The sequence below is a fragment of the Myroides sp. ZB35 genome, assembly GCF_001865835.1.
Taxonomy (GTDB): domain Bacteria; phylum Bacteroidota; class Bacteroidia; order Flavobacteriales; family Flavobacteriaceae; genus Flavobacterium; species Flavobacterium odoratimimum.
On the sequence record NZ_CP017769.1, the window covers coordinates 3,822,545 to 3,842,416 of the forward strand.

The 19,872-nt window shown below is 35.9% G+C and carries 16 protein-coding genes; 4 read left to right on the plus strand and 12 right to left on the minus strand.

What is annotated here, in order from left to right:
• The first annotated feature begins 16 nt into the window (after positions 1-16).
• The gene (locus tag BK054_RS16940; RefSeq protein WP_006265709.1) at positions 17-1,723 is read left to right on the plus strand and encodes a bifunctional alpha/beta hydrolase/class I SAM-dependent methyltransferase; all 1,707 of its coding nucleotides are present in this window, start codon (positions 17-19) and stop codon (positions 1,721-1,723) included.
• Between the two features lie 473 nt (positions 1,724-2,196).
• Here the strand turns inward: BK054_RS16940 and BK054_RS16950 are convergent, their stop codons facing one another.
• A complete protein-coding gene (locus BK054_RS16950; RefSeq protein WP_006261612.1) occupies positions 2,197-3,024 on the minus strand; it encodes a DUF5694 domain-containing protein in 828 nt (275 codons plus the stop codon).
• Between the two features lie 253 nt (positions 3,025-3,277).
• Here BK054_RS16950 and BK054_RS16955 point away from each other — a divergent pair, with 253 nt between their 5' ends.
• Positions 3,278-4,318 (plus strand): sensor histidine kinase, encoded by a 1,041-nt coding sequence (locus BK054_RS16955; protein WP_006265710.1) that lies wholly within the window; start codon positions 3,278-3,280, stop codon positions 4,316-4,318.
• A complete protein-coding gene (locus BK054_RS16960) occupies positions 4,315-5,025 on the plus strand; it encodes a LytR/AlgR family response regulator transcription factor (protein WP_006265711.1) in 711 nt (236 codons plus the stop codon). The genes BK054_RS16955 and BK054_RS16960 overlap by 4 nt, the downstream gene beginning before the upstream one ends.
• A gap of 757 nt (positions 5,026-5,782) precedes the next feature.
• Here the strand turns inward: BK054_RS16960 and BK054_RS16965 are convergent.
• The 11 genes from BK054_RS16965 to BK054_RS17015 all read right to left on the minus strand — a co-directional run bounded on the left by BK054_RS16965 (position 5,783) and on the right by BK054_RS17015 (position 18,819).
• A complete protein-coding gene (locus BK054_RS16965; protein WP_006261615.1) occupies positions 5,783-6,391 on the minus strand; it encodes a Type 1 glutamine amidotransferase-like domain-containing protein in 609 nt (202 codons plus the stop codon).
• Between the two features lie 112 nt (positions 6,392-6,503).
• Entirely contained in the window at positions 6,504-7,064 is a 561-nt protein-coding gene (locus tag BK054_RS16970; RefSeq protein WP_006265712.1) for a methylated-DNA--[protein]-cysteine S-methyltransferase, read from the minus strand.
• Positions 7,065-7,323: 259 nt separating this feature from the next.
• Positions 7,324-8,568, minus strand: a complete 1,245-nt coding sequence (gene ilvA / locus BK054_RS16975; protein ID WP_006265714.1) for a threonine ammonia-lyase IlvA — start codon at positions 8,566-8,568, stop codon at positions 7,324-7,326.
• Positions 8,565-9,611, minus strand: a complete 1,047-nt coding sequence (gene ilvC, locus BK054_RS16980; RefSeq protein WP_006265715.1) for a ketol-acid reductoisomerase — start codon at positions 9,609-9,611, stop codon at positions 8,565-8,567. The genes ilvA and ilvC overlap by 4 nt, the downstream gene beginning before the upstream one ends.
• A 360-nt stretch (positions 9,612-9,971) precedes the next feature.
• On the minus strand, positions 9,972-10,484 hold the full coding sequence (gene ilvN / locus BK054_RS16985; protein ID WP_006258343.1) for an acetolactate synthase small subunit: 513 nt from the start codon (positions 10,482-10,484) through the stop codon (positions 9,972-9,974).
• 12 nt (positions 10,485-10,496) lie between these two features.
• Positions 10,497-12,191 carry a biosynthetic-type acetolactate synthase large subunit gene (gene ilvB / locus BK054_RS16990; RefSeq protein WP_006265716.1) on the minus strand — a complete coding sequence of 565 codons (1,695 nt, stop codon included), beginning with the start codon at positions 12,189-12,191 and terminating at the stop codon, positions 10,497-10,499.
• Positions 12,192-12,730: 539 nt separating this feature from the next.
• Positions 12,731-14,416: a dihydroxy-acid dehydratase gene (ilvD, locus tag BK054_RS16995; RefSeq protein ID WP_006265717.1), complete on the minus strand. Its 1,686-nt coding sequence runs from the start codon at positions 14,414-14,416 to the stop codon at positions 12,731-12,733.
• Positions 14,417-15,120: 704 nt separating this feature from the next.
• Positions 15,121-15,750: a hypothetical protein gene (locus tag BK054_RS17000; protein ID WP_006264100.1), complete on the minus strand. Its 630-nt coding sequence runs from the start codon at positions 15,748-15,750 to the stop codon at positions 15,121-15,123.
• A 317-nt stretch (positions 15,751-16,067) separates the two neighbouring features.
• Complete coding sequence (locus BK054_RS17005; RefSeq protein ID WP_006258348.1) at positions 16,068-16,556, minus strand: PaaI family thioesterase; 489 nt, start codon at positions 16,554-16,556, stop codon at positions 16,068-16,070.
• A 58-nt stretch (positions 16,557-16,614) separates the two neighbouring features.
• The gene (locus BK054_RS17010) at positions 16,615-17,250 is read right to left on the minus strand and encodes a LysE family translocator (protein WP_006265718.1); all 636 of its coding nucleotides are present in this window, start codon (positions 17,248-17,250) and stop codon (positions 16,615-16,617) included.
• A 123-nt stretch (positions 17,251-17,373) separates the two neighbouring features.
• Positions 17,374-18,819 carry a PLP-dependent aminotransferase family protein gene (locus BK054_RS17015; RefSeq protein ID WP_006265719.1) on the minus strand — a complete coding sequence of 482 codons (1,446 nt, stop codon included), beginning with the start codon at positions 18,817-18,819 and terminating at the stop codon, positions 17,374-17,376.
• Positions 18,820-18,907: 88 nt separating this feature from the next.
• Between BK054_RS17015 and BK054_RS17020 the strand changes: the two genes are divergently transcribed.
• The gene (locus BK054_RS17020; RefSeq protein WP_006261623.1) at positions 18,908-19,798 is read left to right on the plus strand and encodes a DMT family transporter; all 891 of its coding nucleotides are present in this window, start codon (positions 18,908-18,910) and stop codon (positions 19,796-19,798) included.
• Positions 19,799-19,872 lie beyond the last annotated feature (74 nt).

The window sequence follows — 19,872 nt, forward strand, 5'->3', positions numbered from 1 at the left end:
TAAAAAACACTAATATATGATAGAAGGAACATTCACTAGCTTTGATAATGCAGCTATATTTTATAGAGCTTGGAATTACAAAGAAGGACAAAAAACAATGATTGTCCTACATCGTGGACATGAGCATTCTGCTCGTTTAGCAGAGTTTGCACAGAGTGCTCCATTTGCTAATTATAACGTATTTAGTTTTGACTTTAGAGGGCATGGATATACAGAACAGGAAGTATCTCCTAACTTTATGGACTATGTGCGAGACCTAGATGCCTTCGCTCATTACCTAAACCATACCTATCAGATACACTATCACGACACCTTTGTCGTAGCCAACAGTATTGCTGGGGTTATAGCAAGTGCTTGGGTACACGATTACGCTGTTCCTATCGCAGGTATGGCATTACTTGCTCCAGCATTCTCTATTAAACTATACGTTCCTTTGGCTAAAGAAATGATAGCACTGGGTACTAAGTTTAAACCAGATATGATTGTGACAAGCTATGTAAAGTCTAAGGTATTAACTCATGAAAAAGATCAACAAGTAGCTTACGATAGCGACCCGTTAATCACGAAGTTTATCAATGGGCGTATGCTTGTAGACTTACTGGATGCAGGAAAACGCATTGTAGATGATGCAGCGGCTATTACTGTACCTACGATTGTCTTCTCAGCTGGGAAAGATTACGTAGTCAAGAACAAATGGCAACAACGCTTCTTTCACAATCTAAGCAGTGACCTAAGAGAGTTTAAAACACTAAAAGAAAGCTTCCACGGTATCTTATTTGAAAAAGGACGTGAACAAGTGTATAAAGACATTGCTAAGTTTATGGAGAAGAGCTTCGCTGCTCCTAAAGTAAAAATCAACCTAAAAGCGGATAAGTTTACTACTGATGAGTACTACCAAATGTTATTTGGTCTATTGCCATCTGTCGAATTGCTATCTTATAAAATCCAGAAGAAACTATTAGGCGTAATAGGGCCTCTATCAGAAGGAATGCGATTAGGACTGCTGTATGGCTTTGACTCTGGTATCTCTCTTGACTATGTGTATAAAAACACTCCTCAAGGGAAGTTAGGCTTCGGTAAAATAATGGATAAGAACTACCTTAACGCTATCGGATGGGCAGGTATTCGCCAACGAAAAGTTCATCTATTACAACAAATAGACAAACAGATAGCGCTGTTACAAGAACAAGGAAAACCTATCAAGATACTAGACGTAGCGGGAGGTACTGGTAATTATTTATTCGATATCAAAGCAAAATACCCTGATGCAGAAATAGTAGTCAATGACTTTAAACGCTCTAATATTGAAGTAGGTGAAGCTTATATCAAACAGCACAATCTAACTGGTATTCGCTTTACGAACTATGATTGTTTTGATCTAAACACCTATCCGCTATTCAACTTTGAGCCAAATATTACTATCATTTCAGGTATTTTTGAGTTATTTGATGATAACGATATGATTTGCAATACCATCAAAGGAATAAGTAGTATAGCGACTAACAACAGCGTGATTGTTTACACAGGACAGCCTTGGCACCCACAGTTAAAAACAATTGCCTTTGTACTAAAGAGTCACAGAGATACAGACTGGGTGATGCGTCGTCGTTCTCAGTATGAACTTGATAAACTATTCGCGTATAACAGCGTGTTTAAACAGAATATGTTAATCGATAACTATGGTATATTCACAGTATCCGTAGGTAAGATTGTCAAATCATAAATAACAAAAGCCCTCATCATCATTGGGGGCTTTTTTATTACCACTCAGATTGCTCTAAGTAGCCTAATTTTGTGAAGGTGTTTTTTTGTGATGTCGTGAAGGTGTGAAATCGTTACGCTGATGGCGCGGATTTTTAATCCGTGACGTGTATTCTCCTGACTTTTACTATTCCTTTTTTTCCATTCCCCATTTCCCGTTCCTTATTCCCTGTGACACGCATAATAATGCGTCTCTACATGATGTGACGGATGTACTCGTTGCGCAAAGTCTCCCGACTTTCCTGTTTTCTGTTTCCTGTTTTCTGTTTCCTGTTTCCCGTTCCCTGTTTTCTGTTTCCTGTTTTCTGTTCCCTGTTTCCCGTTCCCTATTCCCTGTGACACGCAAAATATTGTCGTCTCTACCTTATATAGGTTCATAATCAAGAAAATTCCTAATTCCTAATTCCTAATTCCTAATTCCTAATTCCTAATTAATTACTTAAACTTCTCTAGATAGTCTAGTGTGTTTACTAACTCATACTTAGGGCTGCGTTCTAACCACATATTAAAGAATGCAGTATGCGTTCCCCCCATTAATATAAATACACGATCATCTTTCGTCAGTGGTATTTGGTTTAGGTTAGAATACATCACTAAGTTACGGTGATAGAATTTAGCTGCTTCATCAGCTCCTTCAGACTTGCCTGGAGAAGACACATGAGTCAGCATATCAGCATTCAGATTAATCAAAGCATCGAATACCTCTTTTTTATTATTGAAGTAAAGCATTTGCTTCACATCCCTCATCTTTTTTTCTCCTTCATCTAATACTTTAAAACAAGCCGCCATATAATCATCATATAATTGCTTATCATTGTACCTTCCTACTTTCTGTGCTATCATATAGTTATATCCTTCAGAATAATCTATACCATATAGTTTATCTACATTAGTTAATCGTCCTAATTCAAAAGCTAATAAAGTTATTTCATTAGGGTTTTTAAATACCTTATTGGGATTTGTCAAGTACTCCTGATAAGACTTGTTTAAACTCTCGTTAGATTCTGGTAATTGCTCTACGATAATCACAGTTGGTTTAAAGGCCGCTAAAGCTCTAGCTACCTCGTGTATCATCTCCTTGTTTTTGGAATTGTGTTCATCGAACTCTGTAGTACTCGCATCAGATGTATACCCCATGTGAAACGTTCCCATATTCAGTACTGGGATAGGGTGTTCTGATTTTAGATTATCGTTTACTTGAGCATTGGCTATTTGCCCTCCCATTAAACACATCGCAAATAAACTGAATAATTTAGTTCTCATAATTGTTTGTTTTTTTATAGTTCTATTTTTTTGTTTTTTGGTGATGTCGTAACGTGTATTCTCCCGACTTCCCTATTTCCAATTTCCAGTTTCCAGTTTCCTTAAACTTCTTTAAATATTCTTTTGATTATAGGACAAAGATGAAATAGTAAGCGCTTTCTCTTTTTACTTTTTCGACCAACACTCTATTTTATCCGATGAACACTCTTTATTTAAAAACTAAGTTTTTATAGCTTTACAAAAAACAATACTTATGAAGACAGTAGAGGTTTTATCCATCCAAAAAGAAAGAAAATTACACTTACTCTTATGGCTATTCATCATCTATATTTACTATGTTCACTTAGATTATAATGCTCCATATTTAATTAGATTTACTGATTTCTCTATTCTAAATAACACCACTGCTATCATCTTCGTTAGCGTTTTTTACTTTCATTACCTTTACATTATGCCTCAAGTGATGAAGTCGTTCACTTGGAAAAAAGTTTTTCTAGGATGGCTATCTTCTTATCTCTTTTTCTTGGTAATAAGAGCTTTTATAGAACAAGGCGTCATATTGTGGATATGGGGCGTACAGAATTATTACCCTGGTACTCCAGTATTATTTTACATCTTTGACAACTTATACTTTAGTCTAATTCCTATTCTTTCTTCTACTATCACTTTTATTATCATCTATTTGATTCGAAGTCTACAATTAAATCAAATTATAAAACAAGAAAAAAATGAAGTAGAATTGCGCTTTTTAAAATCACAGATAAATCCTCATTTCGTCTTTAATACACTAAACAATATCTATTCTTTAGTCTATCAGAAGTCTGAACAGGCGCTCCCTGCTATAGATAAATTAAGTCAACTCATGAGGTATATGACTTATGAAACGGATACAGATCATATAGAACTTCAAAAAGAAATCAACTATATACAGGACTTCATTGACCTAGAGAAAATGCGTATCGCAGGACAAACACATATCATCCTAGACATAGATATAGAAAATCCTAGTCTACTCATTCCCCCTTTATTGCTATTGCCTTTTATCGAAAATGGTTTTAAACATGGAATATTGACAGATCAAGAACATCCTTTTACAATTGCGATTAAGCAGCACAATAACCTACTTGAAATACATACTCAAAACAAGACTAACAATTATAACAAGGATAAGACTAGTGGAATAGGTCTAGCCAATATCCATAAACGCTTAGATTTACAATTTCCGAATAAACATACCTTGAATATTACAGAAGAAGAGAATATCTTTACTTGCCAACTATCCATTGAATTATGAGTTCTATTAAATGCTATATATTAGATGACGAACCCTTAGCGGTAGCCTTACTAAGCGATTATGTACAGAAGTCTCCTCAGCTAGAACTAGTAGGAAGCTCTACCTCTGCATTAACAGCTTTAACTGAATTACAACAGTTAGACGTAGACCTGTGCTTCATTGATATACAAATGCCTGAACTAACAGGACTGCAAATCATGAATCTACTGGGTAGAAAGGCTTACTTCATCATCACCTCAGCGTATAACCAATATGCATTAGAAGGGTATGAACACAATGTAATCGATTATCTATTAAAACCGATTACCTATGAGCGTTTTTTTAAAAGCATACAGAAGGCATCTCCCATTATACAACAGAATAATATAGTGACAACTCCTCCAAAAATAGATCAAGAGAATCACTTATTTATCAAAACAGATGGTAAACATATCAAAGTACTCTTTAATGATTTAAAGTATATAGAAGGGTTAAAAGATTATTTGGCATTACATCTAGTGAATGAACGTCTTATCACGCTATGCACTTTAAAGGAGATGGAAGATAAGCTACCTAGTCACTTATTTATCCGTGTACATAAATCTTTTATTATCAACAAACAACACTTAGATACTATAGAGCGCAATAGACTATATATAGATAAGGCCATCATCCCTATAGGAGAGACTTATAAAAAAACGGTATTAGGTCAACTCTTAAAGGAATAAGTTCTCTTCTATTATTTAAACATAATCGATTAATTATTACTCTGATATATAGTTTAAGTACTCCTATTACCTTATTTACAATGTTGGACTTATCTAATCAGCTGTAAGTAGATTTTACTCTTGTTGTACTATCAATTCTATTTGCCTTGACATATTTCAATACTAAGTCTTCTATAAGTCTATAATGACTCCGTTGAAATATCCAAAATAACAGACTCATAACAGACTCATAACGGACTCACTACGGACTCACTACGGACTCAAACAAATTAAATATCGTATAACTCTTTACTATAAGAGTACTCTGGATGCAAAAAAAAAGAAGGCGATCTTTCGGATCACCTTCTAAGTGTTGAGTTAATTTTAAAACAACAATAATGAACTATGTGAGGTAAAATTACTTGATGCCAATTGAAAATAAATATAGATATCAAATGTAATTAGAAGAATACTAACTCATTTCAATGTTTTATATCTAATGAAGTATATTCAGACAAATAAGAATTAAAAAAAGGCTACATCACTGTAACCTTCTAAAAATTTCTTAACACTTTAATTGTAATTGTTTCCTTTTCTAAGGAAAGAAAAATAATAACGAAAGATTGATAAAAAGATAAGGGCAATTCTACTCTATCAATCTCTCATCGTTTTTAATTTGTTTGGTTACTGCAAGCTATTACATTTGATAAGAAGAACAAACTATAAAAGCTGACCAATTTCAAACATTATCCCCCCTATTCCACTTTTACACTTTGAATTATAGTGACAACACCTCTATTTCTTGGTTTTGGACAGTCAGAACTTGGTAATTATTTAACAACACTAAAGGCAATTTATCCTTATATTCTTGATATACTTGTTCAGCTACTTCTGTAAAAGGTTCACATCCATAATGTACTAAAGGATATTGATCTATCATTCCCATTGCCTTGTATTCTGTCAACTTAGGGGCAAATGATTTGTCATCCATTGCCTCTATATATCGAATGTCAGGACACATCACAACACTTCCTGCCGAAGTCCCTATATACAGCTTCCCTTTAGACACCTCTGCTTTTATTAAGTAATCAGCACCCATTTCTTTTAAAGTTTGGAGTAGGTAAAAAGAATTTCCGCCTGATACAAAAATGTAATCGTTAGTACTTACTTTCTCTCTGATTTCTTCATTACTTGCTGTACTCAGTTCTAATACATCTACAATGATTCCTAAACTTTCGAAAGCTCTTTTGTCATTTTCTACATGTCCCACATACTCTTCTACTACACTGGCTGTGGGAATAAAGGTCACCCTTTTTCCTTTTACTTCTTCACCAGCAAAGTCACTAAATAAGCTAACTACATCACAGAATGAAGAACTTAAAAACATCTTTATCACGATACAAATTCTTAAAATTGATAAAACTAAAGTACAATTCTTACTAATACGCTTTTGCGATTAATTATAGCTATTTTCAAAACCACAATTTACTATACTGACCTCAGTATAAACTCAATGTTAACTGAGAAGAAGAGAATCTCTCTTTATTCTCTAATTCTAATAAGAATTTCTTTCTCCAAATCCCTCCTCTGTAGCCTGTCAGACTACCATCAGTACCTATAATTCGGTGACATGGGATCACAATAGCTATTCTATTCATTCCATTCGCATTCGCTACAGCTCTAATACTTTTTGGAATCTGTAGATACTCCGATTGTTCTTTATAAGACTTTGTTTCTCCATAAGGGATATGAAGAAGTCCATGCCACACCTGTTGTTGGAATGCTGTTCCTATTAGATCTAAAGCAACACTAAAAGTAATCAACTCTCCTTCAAAGTACTTCTTCAACTCCTCTTTTAATTGGGTAATATGCTTGTTCTCTCCAGGTACAATCACGGCATTCTTCTCTTTACTAAGATGATCATACTCCTTCTGTATTACCTCTATATCAGCAAACTCTAATAAACAAATTCCCTTATCTGTAGCACAGACCACGATAGTACCGATAGGAGTTTCTAGTTGTTGTAAATCTATAATACATTGTTCTGTACTTTGTCCCATAACGAATAGAGCTTATTTTCAGTCTACTAATTTAAAACTAGAATACACATAGACCAAATACTACAAAACAATTCTACTCCTGAAATCTTTCATTCATTCTATAGCTATACTTAAATCACTCAGTACTATTTGTCTTATATAACTACTCTTGACAACAACTCTATTCGTTCTCTATTCTAGAATAAAAAATAGGTTCCGAGAAACAATCGGAACCTATTCAATGCTGACTTACTAATCAAGTCATTTATAAAGAAATCTACTAGCCAACTAAATGAGTAAATAGTGCTTCATTATCATTTAAATACTGATAATTAAAATTATGTTTCTCTAATTGTTTAATCAGATGATCATAATCGAGTCTGTTGGCTAATTCTATCCCCACTACTGCAGGGCCTCTCTCTCTATTATTCTTTTTTGAAAACTGAAAATAAGTGATATCATCATCTTTCCCTAGTACTTCATTCACAAACTCCCTTAATGCTCCTGGCCGTTGTGGAAAATTAACGATGAAATAATGCTTTAGCCCTTCATATAAGAGTGAGCGTTCTTTTATCTCTTCTGTACGAGTAATATCGTTATTACTTCCACTTACTACACAGACTACCTTTTTGCCCACCAATTTATCTTTATACAAATCAAGAGCGGCTATACTTAAAGCTCCAGCTGGCTCTACCACAAGTGCTTCTTCATTATAAAGCCTGAGAATAGTAGTACATACCTTTCCTTCGGCTACTGTTATTACATCGTGTAAACTCTCTTTACAAATAGCAAAGTTTAAATCTCCAACTCGCTTAACAGCAGCCCCATCTACAAAGGTATCTATTGTATTTAATGCTGTATTCACATTCTCTTGAATAGAAGTCTGCATAGATGCTGCTCCTGCTGGTTCTACCCCTATTATCTGAGTATATGGGCTTAAATGTTTAAATACAGTACTGACTCCGGCTGCTAAACCTCCTCCTCCAATAGGGACGAATACATAATCAATAGGCTCTTTCATAGCCTGTAATACTTCTAATGCTACAGTACCCTGACCTGCGATTACCTCTTCATCATCAAAAGGATGGATAAACACCGCTTTATTCTCTTTACAATACAAGCTTGCTTCTGCATAACAGGCGTCAAATGTATCTCCTTTCAAAACGATGTTAACCTTATCTTTACCGAATAGTTTGACTTGATCTATCTTCTGTTTAGGAGTAGTAATCGGCATAAATATCGTTGCGTGGATATCTAGATGATGACAAGCGAAAGCGACTCCTTGCGCATGATTACCTGCACTAGCACATACTACACCTCCAGACTGCTCGTCTGGAGTAAGTGTAATAACCTTATTATATGCTCCTCTCAACTTATAAGAGCGTACAGGTTGCAAATCTTCTCTTTTCAAATAGATATCTGCCTGATATACTGTACTTAGGTTTAGATTTTTCATTAAAGGAGTCTGGACGACGACTCGTGCAATATTCTGTTGTGCTTGATATACTTTTGTCAATAAGTTCATGATTGGGATGGTCTTAGTTTTCTCACCTCAGCACCTGTTTGCCAAAGTTCGCTTTCTCTTAATTCTTTTAATTCTTCTTCTAGCTTAGCTCTGTAATCTTTCTCGCTATTTGCCTTAATCACAATCTCTGCCTCTCTTCCTGACGCTACACTCTCATATAATTCTTTAAACACAGGAGTAGTAGCATCTCTAAACTTATCTTTCCAATCTAGCGCTCCTCGCTGTGCTGTAGTAGAACAATTAGCATACATCCAGTCCATTCCTCGATCTGCCACTAAAGGCATTAAACTCTGTGTCAACTCTTCTACTGTCTCATTAAATGCTTCGCTAGGTGTATGTCCTTTTGCTCTTAGTACATTGTACTGCGCTTCAAAAATACCTGCGATAGCTCCCATTAACACTCCTCGTTCTCCAGTCAAATCACTATAAGCTTCTCGCTCAAATGTTGTTTCAAACAAATAACCTGAACCAATAGCAATACCTACGGCTAAAGCTCTCTCCTGTGCTCTACCTGTAGCATCTTGGAAAATAGCATAGCTTGAGTTTAGTCCACATCCTTCTAAAAACAATGTACGCAAAGATGTTCCTGACCCTTTCGGTGCTACTAAAAATACATCTACTCCTGCTGGTGGAATAATATTCGTTTTCTGATGAAAAGCGACACCAAAACCATGAGAAAAATACAATGCTTTACCTGTTGATAGATTACCTTTAACTGCCTCCCACGTATGGATTTGTCCTGCGTCTGATAGTAGGTTCATGATAATCGTACCACGTCGGCAAGCTTCTTCAATATCAAATAGCGTCTCTCCTTCTACCCATCCATCAGCTACTGCCTTATCCCAACTGTTAGAATCCTTGCGCTGTCCTACGATCACATTGATCTTATTATCTCTTAAATTCTGTGCCTGTCCTGGTCCTTGTACTCCATAACCAATAACAGCCAATACTTCATTTTTTAATACTTCTCTTGCTTTATCTAATGTAAATTCTTCTCTTGTCACTACATTTTCTAGTGTTCCTCCAAAATTAATTTGTCCCATTTTTTATAGTTTTTTGTGATTTTGTTTTTTTGTGATTTCGTGAAATCGTTTTTTTGTGATGTTGTGATGTTGTGATGTTGTGATGTTGGCGCGGATTTGTAATCCGTGACATATATCTCGTTTAAAGCTCTCTTGACTTCCCTGTTCCCTGTTCCCTGTTCCCAGTTTTCTGTTTTCTGTTTCCTGTTTCCTGTTTCCTGTTTCCTGTTTCCTATTTTCTATTTTCTAACGTAGCGCCTACCTAGTAAGAGTAGTGCGACAAAGCGGTGACTCCCTAGCCGAAGGCAACTTCCTTAAGGCGTAGCCATACATTCTTAATTCTTAATTTTAGATTCTTAATTCCCCGAAGGGTAAACATTCTTAGTTCTTAATCAAATAAAGCTCTTCATAGTTCATAGGCTTCGTAATCGCTACTCTGCCAGAACGAGTAAACTCTAGTACACCATAACTAGACAACTGAGTAAAAAGATTCTCTATTTCTTCTATATACCCTGTTTTCTCTATCGCTATAAAATCTTTATCTACTGATAATATTCTAGCTTGATTCGCTCTAATGATTTGTTCTACTTGGGTATTAGACAATAAATTTGTCTTTACTTTATAAAGTGCTAGCTCTTGGTAAATAATATCACTATTCTTATGTGCAAATACCTTAAACACCTCTACTAATCGCTCTAACTGACCAATCAATTTATCAACTTGCTCTTGTGTACTTTTAAATACTACGGTGTATTTAAAAACCTGTTTTATCTCAGATTCTGACACTGTAAGACTATCTAGATTAATATGTCTACGCGTAAAAACATTGGTTATTCTCGTCAGCATCCCAATACTATTTTCAGTAAAAACCGACAATGTGAATTCCTCTTTCATACTCCTTGTCTTTTAATTTAATAATACATCAGAAACACTTGCTCCTGTTGGAATCATTGGATATACATTTTCTTCCTTCTCTACTACTATTTCTAATAGATAAGCTCCCGGATGAACAAGCATCTCTTCTAATGCATGTCTTAAGTCAGTTGCATGTTCTACTTTATTGCCTTTGATATTATACGATTGAGCAATACCTACGAAATTAGGGTTGTTCATCTCCGTAAAACTATACCTCTTCTCAAAGAACATCTGCTGCCACTGTCTTACCATTCCTAAAAAACTGTTGTTTAGAATAATCATTTTCACCCCTATATTACTTTGCATAATTGTACCTAGTTCTTGAATATTCATCTGAAAACCTGCGTCCCCTGCTATCGCAACTACCGTTTGTTGAGGATTGCCTAGCTTAGCACCTACAGCCGCAGGAAGAGCAAACCCCATTGTCCCCAATCCTCCAGAAGTGATATTTGTCTTAGGTGAATTGTACTGATAATGACGGGCTGTTATCATCTGATGTTGTCCTACATCCGTTACAATGACAACTTCCCCTTTTGTCAATTCTGTCAATAACTTAACAGCATCCTCCATCATAATCTTGTCTGCATTGACTTGCTGTTTGTGAACTCTCAACTGTTCTACTTCATATGCTTTGCCTTGTTTAAACTCAGAAAGCCAATCCTTATGAGTACGCTGTTCTACTAGTTCAATCAAAGTATTTAATGCCTTTTTAGCATCACTTCGTATTCCGATATCTGCCTTAATAATTTTATTTAACTCTGCTGCATCTATATCAATATGAATAACCTTAGCTTGCTTTGCATATCGAGATACATCTCCAGTTACCCTATCGTCAAAGCGCATTCCTATAGCGATTAATACATCACACTCATTCGTCTTTACATTCGCTGCATAATCACCATGCATTCCAAGCATTCCACAGAAATGACTATGATTACTAGGCAATGCTCCTAAACCTAAAAGCGTGGAAGCAGTAGGTATATCTGTCTTTTCTACAAAGGCTTTTAACTCTTGTTCTGCATGACTTAATAATACCCCTTGTCCTACTAACAAATAAGGTTTTTTTGCCTTATTAATTAAATCAGCTGCTTGGTGAAAGCGTTCTAAATCGACTGGAGGTTCTGGAGCATAACTTCTCACCTCAGAACATGGTTTATATTCAAAAGCAGTCATTCCGAACTGAGCATCCTTTGTGATATCAATCACAACAGGTCCAGGTCTTCCAGCCTTCGCTAGATAAAATGCTTTGGCAATAGTAGGTGCTATCTCTGAAGCCTTAGTTACTTGATAGTTCCACTTCGTAATCGGCATCGAAATACCTATTACATCTGTCTCCTGAAACGCATCTGTCCCCAATAATTGAGATGTTACCTGTCCTATGATACACACCACAGGTGTTGAATCAATATAGGCATCTGCTAACCCTGTAATCAAATTAGTTGCTCCTGGTCCTGAAGTAGCAAAGACTACTCCTACTTTACCAGAAGCTCTTGCAAATCCTTGTGCTGCGTGTATTGCTCCTTGTTCATGGCGTACTAAAATGTGTTCTAGCTCATCCATTTTGTCATAAAGAGCGTCATAGATGGGCATTATGGCCCCACCTGGGTACCCGAATATTGTCTCTACTCCTTCACACAACAAAGAAGAGATTACCGCCTGTGCTCCTGTTAATTTTTCTTGTTGCATATTTTGTGTTTTTTTGAAATCGTTTTTTTTTGTGATGTTGTTTTTTTATGAAACCGTGATGACGTGATGTTGTTTTGTAGGGCGAATTGCAATTCGCCCCTACCGTTGTGTGCCGATAGGACGTGATGTTGTGATGGCGCGGATTTTTAATCCGTGACGTGTATTCTCCTAACTTTCCTGTTCCCTGTTTCCCATTCCCTGTTTTCCATTCCCTGTTTTCCATTCCCTGTGACACAGGACAGAACGTTAAGAAAATGTCTAGTAGACATTTTTAGTGAATGAGACAGGAGGCGTGCGGGCTAAATGCGTCTCTACATTATGTGACGGATCTGTCTTACTGCGCAAAGTTTCCCGACTTTGAGCGATTCTTACACAGTTTAAATCGTTACGCTGATGGCGCGAATTTTTAATCCGTGACGTATATTCTTGCAACTTTTCTGTTCCCTGTTTCCCCATTCCCTGTGACACGCATAATAATGCGTCTCTACTTTATATATAGGGTATACATACCGAATGGCTTAGCCAAACATTCTTAATTCTTAATTCCTAATTCTATCCGTAATACATCCCTCTGATGCATCTGCCACACAGTTTGAGTATTTATACAATACTCCTTTTTTAAACTTTAGTGCTGGCTTTTGCCACTTTTCTCTACGGGCTTCTAATACCTTCTGATCGACTAATAGCTCTAGCTTTCTATTCTCTACATCAATGCTGATGATATCTCCATTCTCTACTAATGCAATTGTACCTCCATCATACGCTTCAGGAGTAATATGCCCTACTACAAAACCATGTGTTCCTCCTGAGAAACGACCATCCGTGATAAGAGCTACACTCTTGCCCAATCCTGCTCCCATAATTGCAGAAGTAGGCTTAAGCATCTCTGGCATTCCTGGACCTCCTTTAGGTCCACAATATCGAATAACGATTACTTCCCCTGGCTGAACTTCTTGAGCCGATACACTTGCAATAACTGCATACTCATCATTGAATACTCTTGCTTTCCCCTTAAAGAACGTTCCTTCCTTACCGCTGATCTTGGCTACACTTCCTTTCTCTGCTAGATTTCCATAGAGAAATTGTAAGTGTCCACTTTCCTTAATAGGAGTAGTGATATCCACAATAATATCTTGGTCCTTAGCCAAGTCTTTTGCTAAACTTAAGTTTTCTCTTACTGTCTTTCCTGTTACTGTAAGACAATCTCCATGCAATAATCCCTGATCCAACAGATGTTTCATAATAGCAGGTACCCCTCCTATTTTGTGCAAATCTTCCATAAGGTACTTTCCACTAGGTTTTAGATCTGCTAAGACAGGTACTCTATCGCTAATCTCCTGAAAGTCCTTTAGTGTAATCTCAATGTCTACAGCATGTGCCATCGCAATTAAGTGAAGTACAGCATTCGTAGATCCTCCTAGTGTAATCACCATTGTCATCGCATTCTCAAAAGCTTCTTTAGTCATAATATCTGATGGCTTAATGTCTTTCTCTAATAGATTTCTCAAAGCCTGTCCCACTTCTAAACACTCCTGTTTCTTCTCACTACTTAGAGCAGGATAGGAAGAACTATGTGGTAAACTCATCCCCAGAGCTTCTATGGCTGATGCCATTGTATTGGCTGTGTACATCCCTCCACAGGCTCCTGCTCCTGGGCAAGCATTCTTAATCACCCCTTTGTAATCTTCTTCTGCAATAGAGTTGCTAAACTTCTTGCCTAAGGCCTCAAAAGCAGAGACGATATTTAGTGATTCGTCCTTGTATTTCCCCGAGTGTATAGTACCGCCATATACCATAATAGCTGGTCTATTTAGTCGCCCCATCGCGATAATTGCACCAGGCATATTCTTATCACAACCTGGGATAGCAATGACAGAGTCATACCATTGTGCATTAACCACTGTCTCAATAGAATCTGCTATAATATCTCGAGATACAAGAGAATACTTCATACCTTCTGTCCCATTCGAAATACCATCACTCACACCGATTGTGTTGAAGATTAACCCTACTAATCCACTCTGTTTGACGCCTTGCTTTACATACTTCGCCAGATCGTTTAAGTGCATATTACAGGTATTGCCTTCATAGCCCATGCTCACAACACCTACCTGTGCCTTATCTAAGTCTTCTTCACTCAGTCCGATTCCATAAAGCATAGCCTGTGCCGCTGGCTGTGTTTGGTCTTGTGTGATTACTCTACTGTACTTGTTCAATACATTCATAACTGTGTTTTTTGGTTGATTATATATCCTTGATAGCAAAACGACTAGAGAAGTCTAATTGCAAAATGCTTTAAATAAAAAAAGCCTCCCGATAACGGGAGGCTTCAAATATTCTTTATCTCTAGATAGAAAAAATCAGCATAGCGACTCCCGTGCAAATGTGTTTACCACAATCACAATAATTAGAACCACTAGAATGTTTACTAAATTTTTCATCTTTTTTGTTTCTGATCTATAGTTCAAAGATATAAATTGATTTAACACAACCAAACAATAAAAAACAATTTACTTAATGTTTTAATCAAAAAACAGGCTGTTTTACAGAATAAAAAACAAACAAAATAAGTATAAAATATAAAAAAACCACTACCTTCAACATCACCTCTAAAAATATTTAACAAATAACCGTATTTAATCTGTCAAAAACAGTTTCTATAAACAAGGTCAAGTCTTGCTACGACTAGCTTCATATCTCAAAGTGTTTTTTACTTAAAAAAGATGTATTTCACTCTATTTTCATCTAAAAAAAACAAAAAAAGACTCTATTTAGTTCAAAAATCAAATAATTAAAGTCATCTCTTTTTTTTAGTAAAAAAACTTCAAAAAAAGTTTTAATTAATACTATTTTTAGTTCTATAAATACCCCAAAAAAGCAAAAAGGACACCTGTAAAAGTGTCCTTTTTCTTCTTATTCTGTCAGATTATTACTCATCTAAAACTATTTTACCTAAAAAAGCATGATCTACATTGATAAAGATTGTGTTTAACTTCTCCTTTTTATTCGATAATCTTTTATTATAAATTACTGTTTCTAAAGCTCCATATACTTGTTTCTCCATCATTCTGCTCCAAAAAACAGTCAAAGTATTCTCAGACGTATTCTCCCTTCTAAAACCATATACATCTTGTATTTGTTTTAATTTTATGTCTAATGTAGATGTGCTAGATAATGGAGGAAACTGTTCAAATCGATTGTCTATATTCCAATCTAACTTCCATGTCCAATAATTTATAGGAACATTACAACTAGAATGTATAGAAACTAGACTATCCTCTTTAAAATACAATAACTGTATAGGTTTGGTCAGAATATATTGTTTGTCTTTCTCTACGAGAGACGAATAACTTATAAACTGCTCTTGTGTACTAATGAGAAACTGTGCTCTTTCAGGATATTTCTCTTTTAATTTAACTAGAGATTCTTCATAATCCTTTTGAGAAAATACTTCTAACTCTTGTACTCCCACTAATCTTAATACAATAGTTTCTGAGAAGACTACTCCAAGGGTGATTATAACACCTATCATGATTAAAATAAAGTACCTCTTTTTCATTGTGCTTATTTTACTATTTTAAACCCAGATTATGCAATAGACATATAAACGAAAAGTAATTATACAAAATAGGTCTGAATTAGTGATTAAAGCATACTATAGTATGGTTTTAGAGCTAATGAAAGAACTATGAAGTAGAATTGCTTTGTAGTATTTGGCTAATGCTAATATGGGTTAAAACGTCTCACCTCTCCTTTTATTTCATAATCAACACATATTCTTTACATTAAACAACAACTATATTGTCAAAAACTAATCTTGATTTACACTGCGAAATATTAGCACAAAAAAGCCCACTTATTTAGTGGGCTAATATATTATCTAAAGATCATACAGTTGGACACAGCATGTGCATATAATTTGCCTTCTGCATCTAGTAATTCACATTCTAAGTAAGCTGTAGTACGTCCTTTATGGATAATCTTCGTCTTCGTAGTTAAAGGAGGAGTATCCGCAGTTATTCTTCTCAAGAAATTCACTTTTAAATCTAATGAGGTAAAGCTTTCTCCAATCTCTAGGGTACTCAATAAAGAACATCCTATTGCCGAATCTAATACCGTACTAATGATACCTCCATGTACACTTCCTATTGGGTTATAATGGAACTCTTCTCCTTTTAGTTCGAATATGACCTGTCCTTTTTCTACAGAAACTACTCTAGAAGATATTGTTTCTTGTATAGGAGCCATAGGTAAATTCCCTTCTAATACCTGCATTAGAAACTCATATCCATTTAATTTCTTTGCCTCTTCTAAAGTTTTATTAGGGTCTTCCCAAGAGAAAGTACGCGTTCTATTGATGCTCATAATTTTAGTTTTTAGATTAGTTTAGAGCTAAAAGTACTAAATCCTAAAAACAGAAACACTATTTTCCCTTTGAAATAGCCATTTTAAAAGCTAAAAACAACAATACGCTCCCCATAAACCACTTCTGTACTTTTACCCATAAAGGTTGTCTCTGAAAGAAAGAAGCCATCTTAGCCGCAAATAAAACAATTAAAAAATTATTGATAAAACTAACTAATAATTGAGTAGTTCCTAATGTTAAACTCTGTAACAATACAGATCCATAAGCTGGCTTAATAAACTGGGGAAACAAAGAAAGATAAAATACCGCTACCTTTGGATTCAAGACATTCGTTAAAAAACCTATTGAGAACAGCTTACTCGGAGAATCTACTTTAACGCTTTGTTCTACATCAAATATATTCTTTGCATTAGGTTTTAACGCTTGAAACGCCAAATACACTAAGTACAGCGCACCTGTCCACTTCAGTATAGCATAGGCATAAGGTATGGTAAATAATATAGCCGTCAGCCCAAAAGACACTAATACAATATGAAATAGAAAACCGCAAATCACTCCCATCAGAGAGATAAATCCAGCCTTTTTTCCTTGTGATAATGTTCTCGTTATAAGATATAACATATTTGGCCCAGGAGTAATAGCCAAGACTACTGCCGCTATCGCAAACAGCATTAAATCGTGTAGTGGAATCATAAATAATCATTGGTTTAGTCAAGTCAAATGTAATTTTTTTCTCTTGATAGATAAGTTTTTCAAATTACTTTTTCTCTTTTATTTCAACGTGTATTTGCAACTCCCTTTTCCTTTCAGCTATTCCTATTCTGTATTAACAGTCTTTAAGTTTTGCAATTGTCTAGCTAATAAACCTATCTGTTTAATCTTTCCCTCTAATTGTACATCCCAAGGCAAGCCAAAGCACAATCGCATGGAGTTGTTATACTGATTTTGCAAAGTGAACATCCGTCCAGGAGCTATACTTATCCCTTTCTTCATCGCTAAGTCATACAACTCTATAGTATCAATCTCTTCACTAAACTCTATCCACAAAGACAACCCGCCCTGTGGCTGACTAATCTTAATATTCTTAGGAAAACTCTGCTGAATAACTCTAGCATAGTTCTGGTAATTCTGATATAGTTTTCTTCTTAGTTTTCGCAAGTGTTTATCGTATTTCCCTGACCTTAAGAAATTGGCTACAGCCTCTTGTTCTAAGGAAGAGGAAGAGATAGACTGTATCAGTTTGATATTTTGCACTTTATCTTTATACTTGCCAGGTGCTACCCATCCTACTCTAAATCCGGGTGCAAGTGTTTTAGAGATAGAACTACACCAAAGCACATTTCCTGTCTTATCGAATGTCTTACAGCAAGTAGGTCGATGACCTTCAAAACATAGATCACCATATACATCATCTTCTATCAAAGGAATATCGTGCTGTGCCAATAGCTCTACCACCTCTTTCTTGTTCTCATCAGGCATACAGCTCCCTACAGGAGTATTGTAGTTTGAGATTAAAATACAAATATCTATTGCTGAGACCACCTCTCTTAGCGCTTCTACTTTTATCCCTGTATTAGGATTAGTCGGTAATTCAAACACCTTTAGCCCCAATCCTAGAGCTAATTGTAGAATACCAGGATAACAAGGACTCTCTATCGCAACAGTATCTCCAGGTTTACTCAATGCTGTTAGACAAAGAGCTACTGCGTTCATCCCTCCATTTGTGGTGATCAAGTCTTCCTCCTGAAGATTAGCTCCCCAACCTGAAGATCGCAAAGCAATCATTCTCCTCAGATTGGCGTTGCCTTCTAATCGTTCGTATTGTACCCCACCAGTAGGCAAATCTCTAGTGGCTTGTACTATCTCTTTCTTTAATTTAGCAATAGGCAACATATCTCCATACGCCACCGTATAAGACAATAATAAGAGATCTTCTCTACCTATATTAGCGTATACTTTTTGAAGAATATCATTAGGTTCACAGTGATTAGCTAATAAAATGGGATTACTCTCCTCTGGAAGAGGTAAGTTCTTATAACTTAATTTACTCACAAAATAACCACTCTGAGGTTTCGAATAAATCAAAGACAGGGATTCTAACTCTAAGAAAACACGTCTTGCTGTATTCATACTGATCTCATATTCTGCGCATAACCCACGCAAGGAAGGTAACTTCTCTCCTTCTCTAATATTTCCACTTCTAATCTGAGAAGCTATATTCTCTGCAATCTCACTATACAAAAAGGTTTTGCTCATATTCATCTACTAACTGTGCCCATGCAAATATACAAAACTGATACTGTGTGAATCCTATACATAGAGGTAATTTTGTCCCAAATAAAACAGAATAATGGAACAATCAGGCATTTTAAATGCAACAACAAAATCATCTAACGGATGGTTAAATGGATTTATTGGAGTACTTCTATTCGCAGGTTCAATGCCTGCTACTAAGATGGCGGTTAAAGACCTAGACCCTATCTTCGCCACTGCAGCAAGAGCAGTTATCGCAGCTTTATTAGCGCTAGCTTGCGTAATAGCTCTTCGCGAAAAACGCCCTACCAAAGAACAGATGTGGCCACTAATTAAAGTTGCCATTGGAGGAGTTATTGGTTTCCCTCTATTGACAGCGATGGCATTAGAGTACATCACCTCAGCACATTCATTGGTATTTATGGGAATGTTACCCCTGTCTACAGCTATATTCGCTGTATTCATTGGTAAAGAGAAGCCTAAACCTATCTTCTGGTTATTCTCTCTAATAGGGAGTGCCTTAGTGATTGGATTTGCATTCTCACAGGGAGTAAGTTCTAACCCTATCGGGGATATCCTAATGATCTTAGCGATCATCCTATGTGGACAGAGCTATGCAGAGGGAGCTAAACTATCTAAAACACTAGGAGGATATCAAGTAATCTCTTGGGCGTGTATTATCTCACTACCTCTTACAGTGCCGATTATGATTTATATGGTACCTACAGACTTAGTTCTAGTAAGTGGAGAATCTTGGTTTGGACTCTTCTATATTTCTGTTGTCAGTATGTTTTTAGCGTATATCTTTTGGTATAAAGGATTAGCACAAGGAGGAATCGCAACAGTAGGTCAAATCCAATTATTACAACCGCTATTAGGGATGATATTAGCGGCAACAGTATTAAACGAAAAAGTAAGCCCTACAATGCTATACGTCACTTTCGGAGTGATTCTTTGTGTAGCTGCAAGTAAGAAGTTTGCTAAATAGATATTTTTCTCTTTAATTATTACCCTTTTACTAACGAAAAACGCACTTATATAGTGCGTTTTTTTGTTCTTATA

What these genes read in the sequence shown, in the direction of transcription:
- BK054_RS16940 (WP_006265709.1), top strand. Translation starts at nt 17, where the DNA reads ATGATAGAAGGAACATTCACTAGCTTTGATAATGCAGCTATATTTTAT.
- BK054_RS16950 (WP_006261612.1), bottom strand. Translation starts at nt 3,024, where the DNA reads ATGAGAACTAAATTATTCAGTTTATTTGCGATGTGTTTAATGGGAGGG.
- BK054_RS16955 (WP_006265710.1), top strand. Translation starts at nt 3,278, where the DNA reads ATGAAGACAGTAGAGGTTTTATCCATCCAAAAAGAAAGAAAATTACAC.
- BK054_RS16960 (WP_006265711.1), top strand. Translation starts at nt 4,315, where the DNA reads ATGAGTTCTATTAAATGCTATATATTAGATGACGAACCCTTAGCGGTA.
- BK054_RS16965 (WP_006261615.1), bottom strand. Translation starts at nt 6,391, where the DNA reads ATGTTTTTAAGTTCTTCATTCTGTGATGTAGTTAGCTTATTTAGTGAC.
- BK054_RS16970 (WP_006265712.1), bottom strand. Translation starts at nt 7,064, where the DNA reads ATGGGACAAAGTACAGAACAATGTATTATAGATTTACAACAACTAGAA.
- ilvA (WP_006265714.1), bottom strand. Translation starts at nt 8,568, where the DNA reads ATGAACTTATTGACAAAAGTATATCAAGCACAACAGAATATTGCACGA.
- ilvC (WP_006265715.1), bottom strand. Translation starts at nt 9,611, where the DNA reads ATGGGACAAATTAATTTTGGAGGAACACTAGAAAATGTAGTGACAAGA.
- ilvN (WP_006258343.1), bottom strand. Translation starts at nt 10,484, where the DNA reads ATGAAAGAGGAATTCACATTGTCGGTTTTTACTGAAAATAGTATTGGG.
- ilvB (WP_006265716.1), bottom strand. Translation starts at nt 12,191, where the DNA reads ATGCAACAAGAAAAATTAACAGGAGCACAGGCGGTAATCTCTTCTTTG.
- ilvD (WP_006265717.1), bottom strand. Translation starts at nt 14,416, where the DNA reads ATGAATGTATTGAACAAGTACAGTAGAGTAATCACACAAGACCAAACA.
- BK054_RS17000 (WP_006264100.1), bottom strand. Translation starts at nt 15,750, where the DNA reads ATGAAAAAGAGGTACTTTATTTTAATCATGATAGGTGTTATAATCACC.
- BK054_RS17005 (WP_006258348.1), bottom strand. Translation starts at nt 16,556, where the DNA reads ATGAGCATCAATAGAACGCGTACTTTCTCTTGGGAAGACCCTAATAAA.
- BK054_RS17010 (WP_006265718.1), bottom strand. Translation starts at nt 17,250, where the DNA reads ATGATTCCACTACACGATTTAATGCTGTTTGCGATAGCGGCAGTAGTC.
- BK054_RS17015 (WP_006265719.1), bottom strand. Translation starts at nt 18,819, where the DNA reads ATGAATATGAGCAAAACCTTTTTGTATAGTGAGATTGCAGAGAATATA.
- BK054_RS17020 (WP_006261623.1), top strand. Translation starts at nt 18,908, where the DNA reads ATGGAACAATCAGGCATTTTAAATGCAACAACAAAATCATCTAACGGA.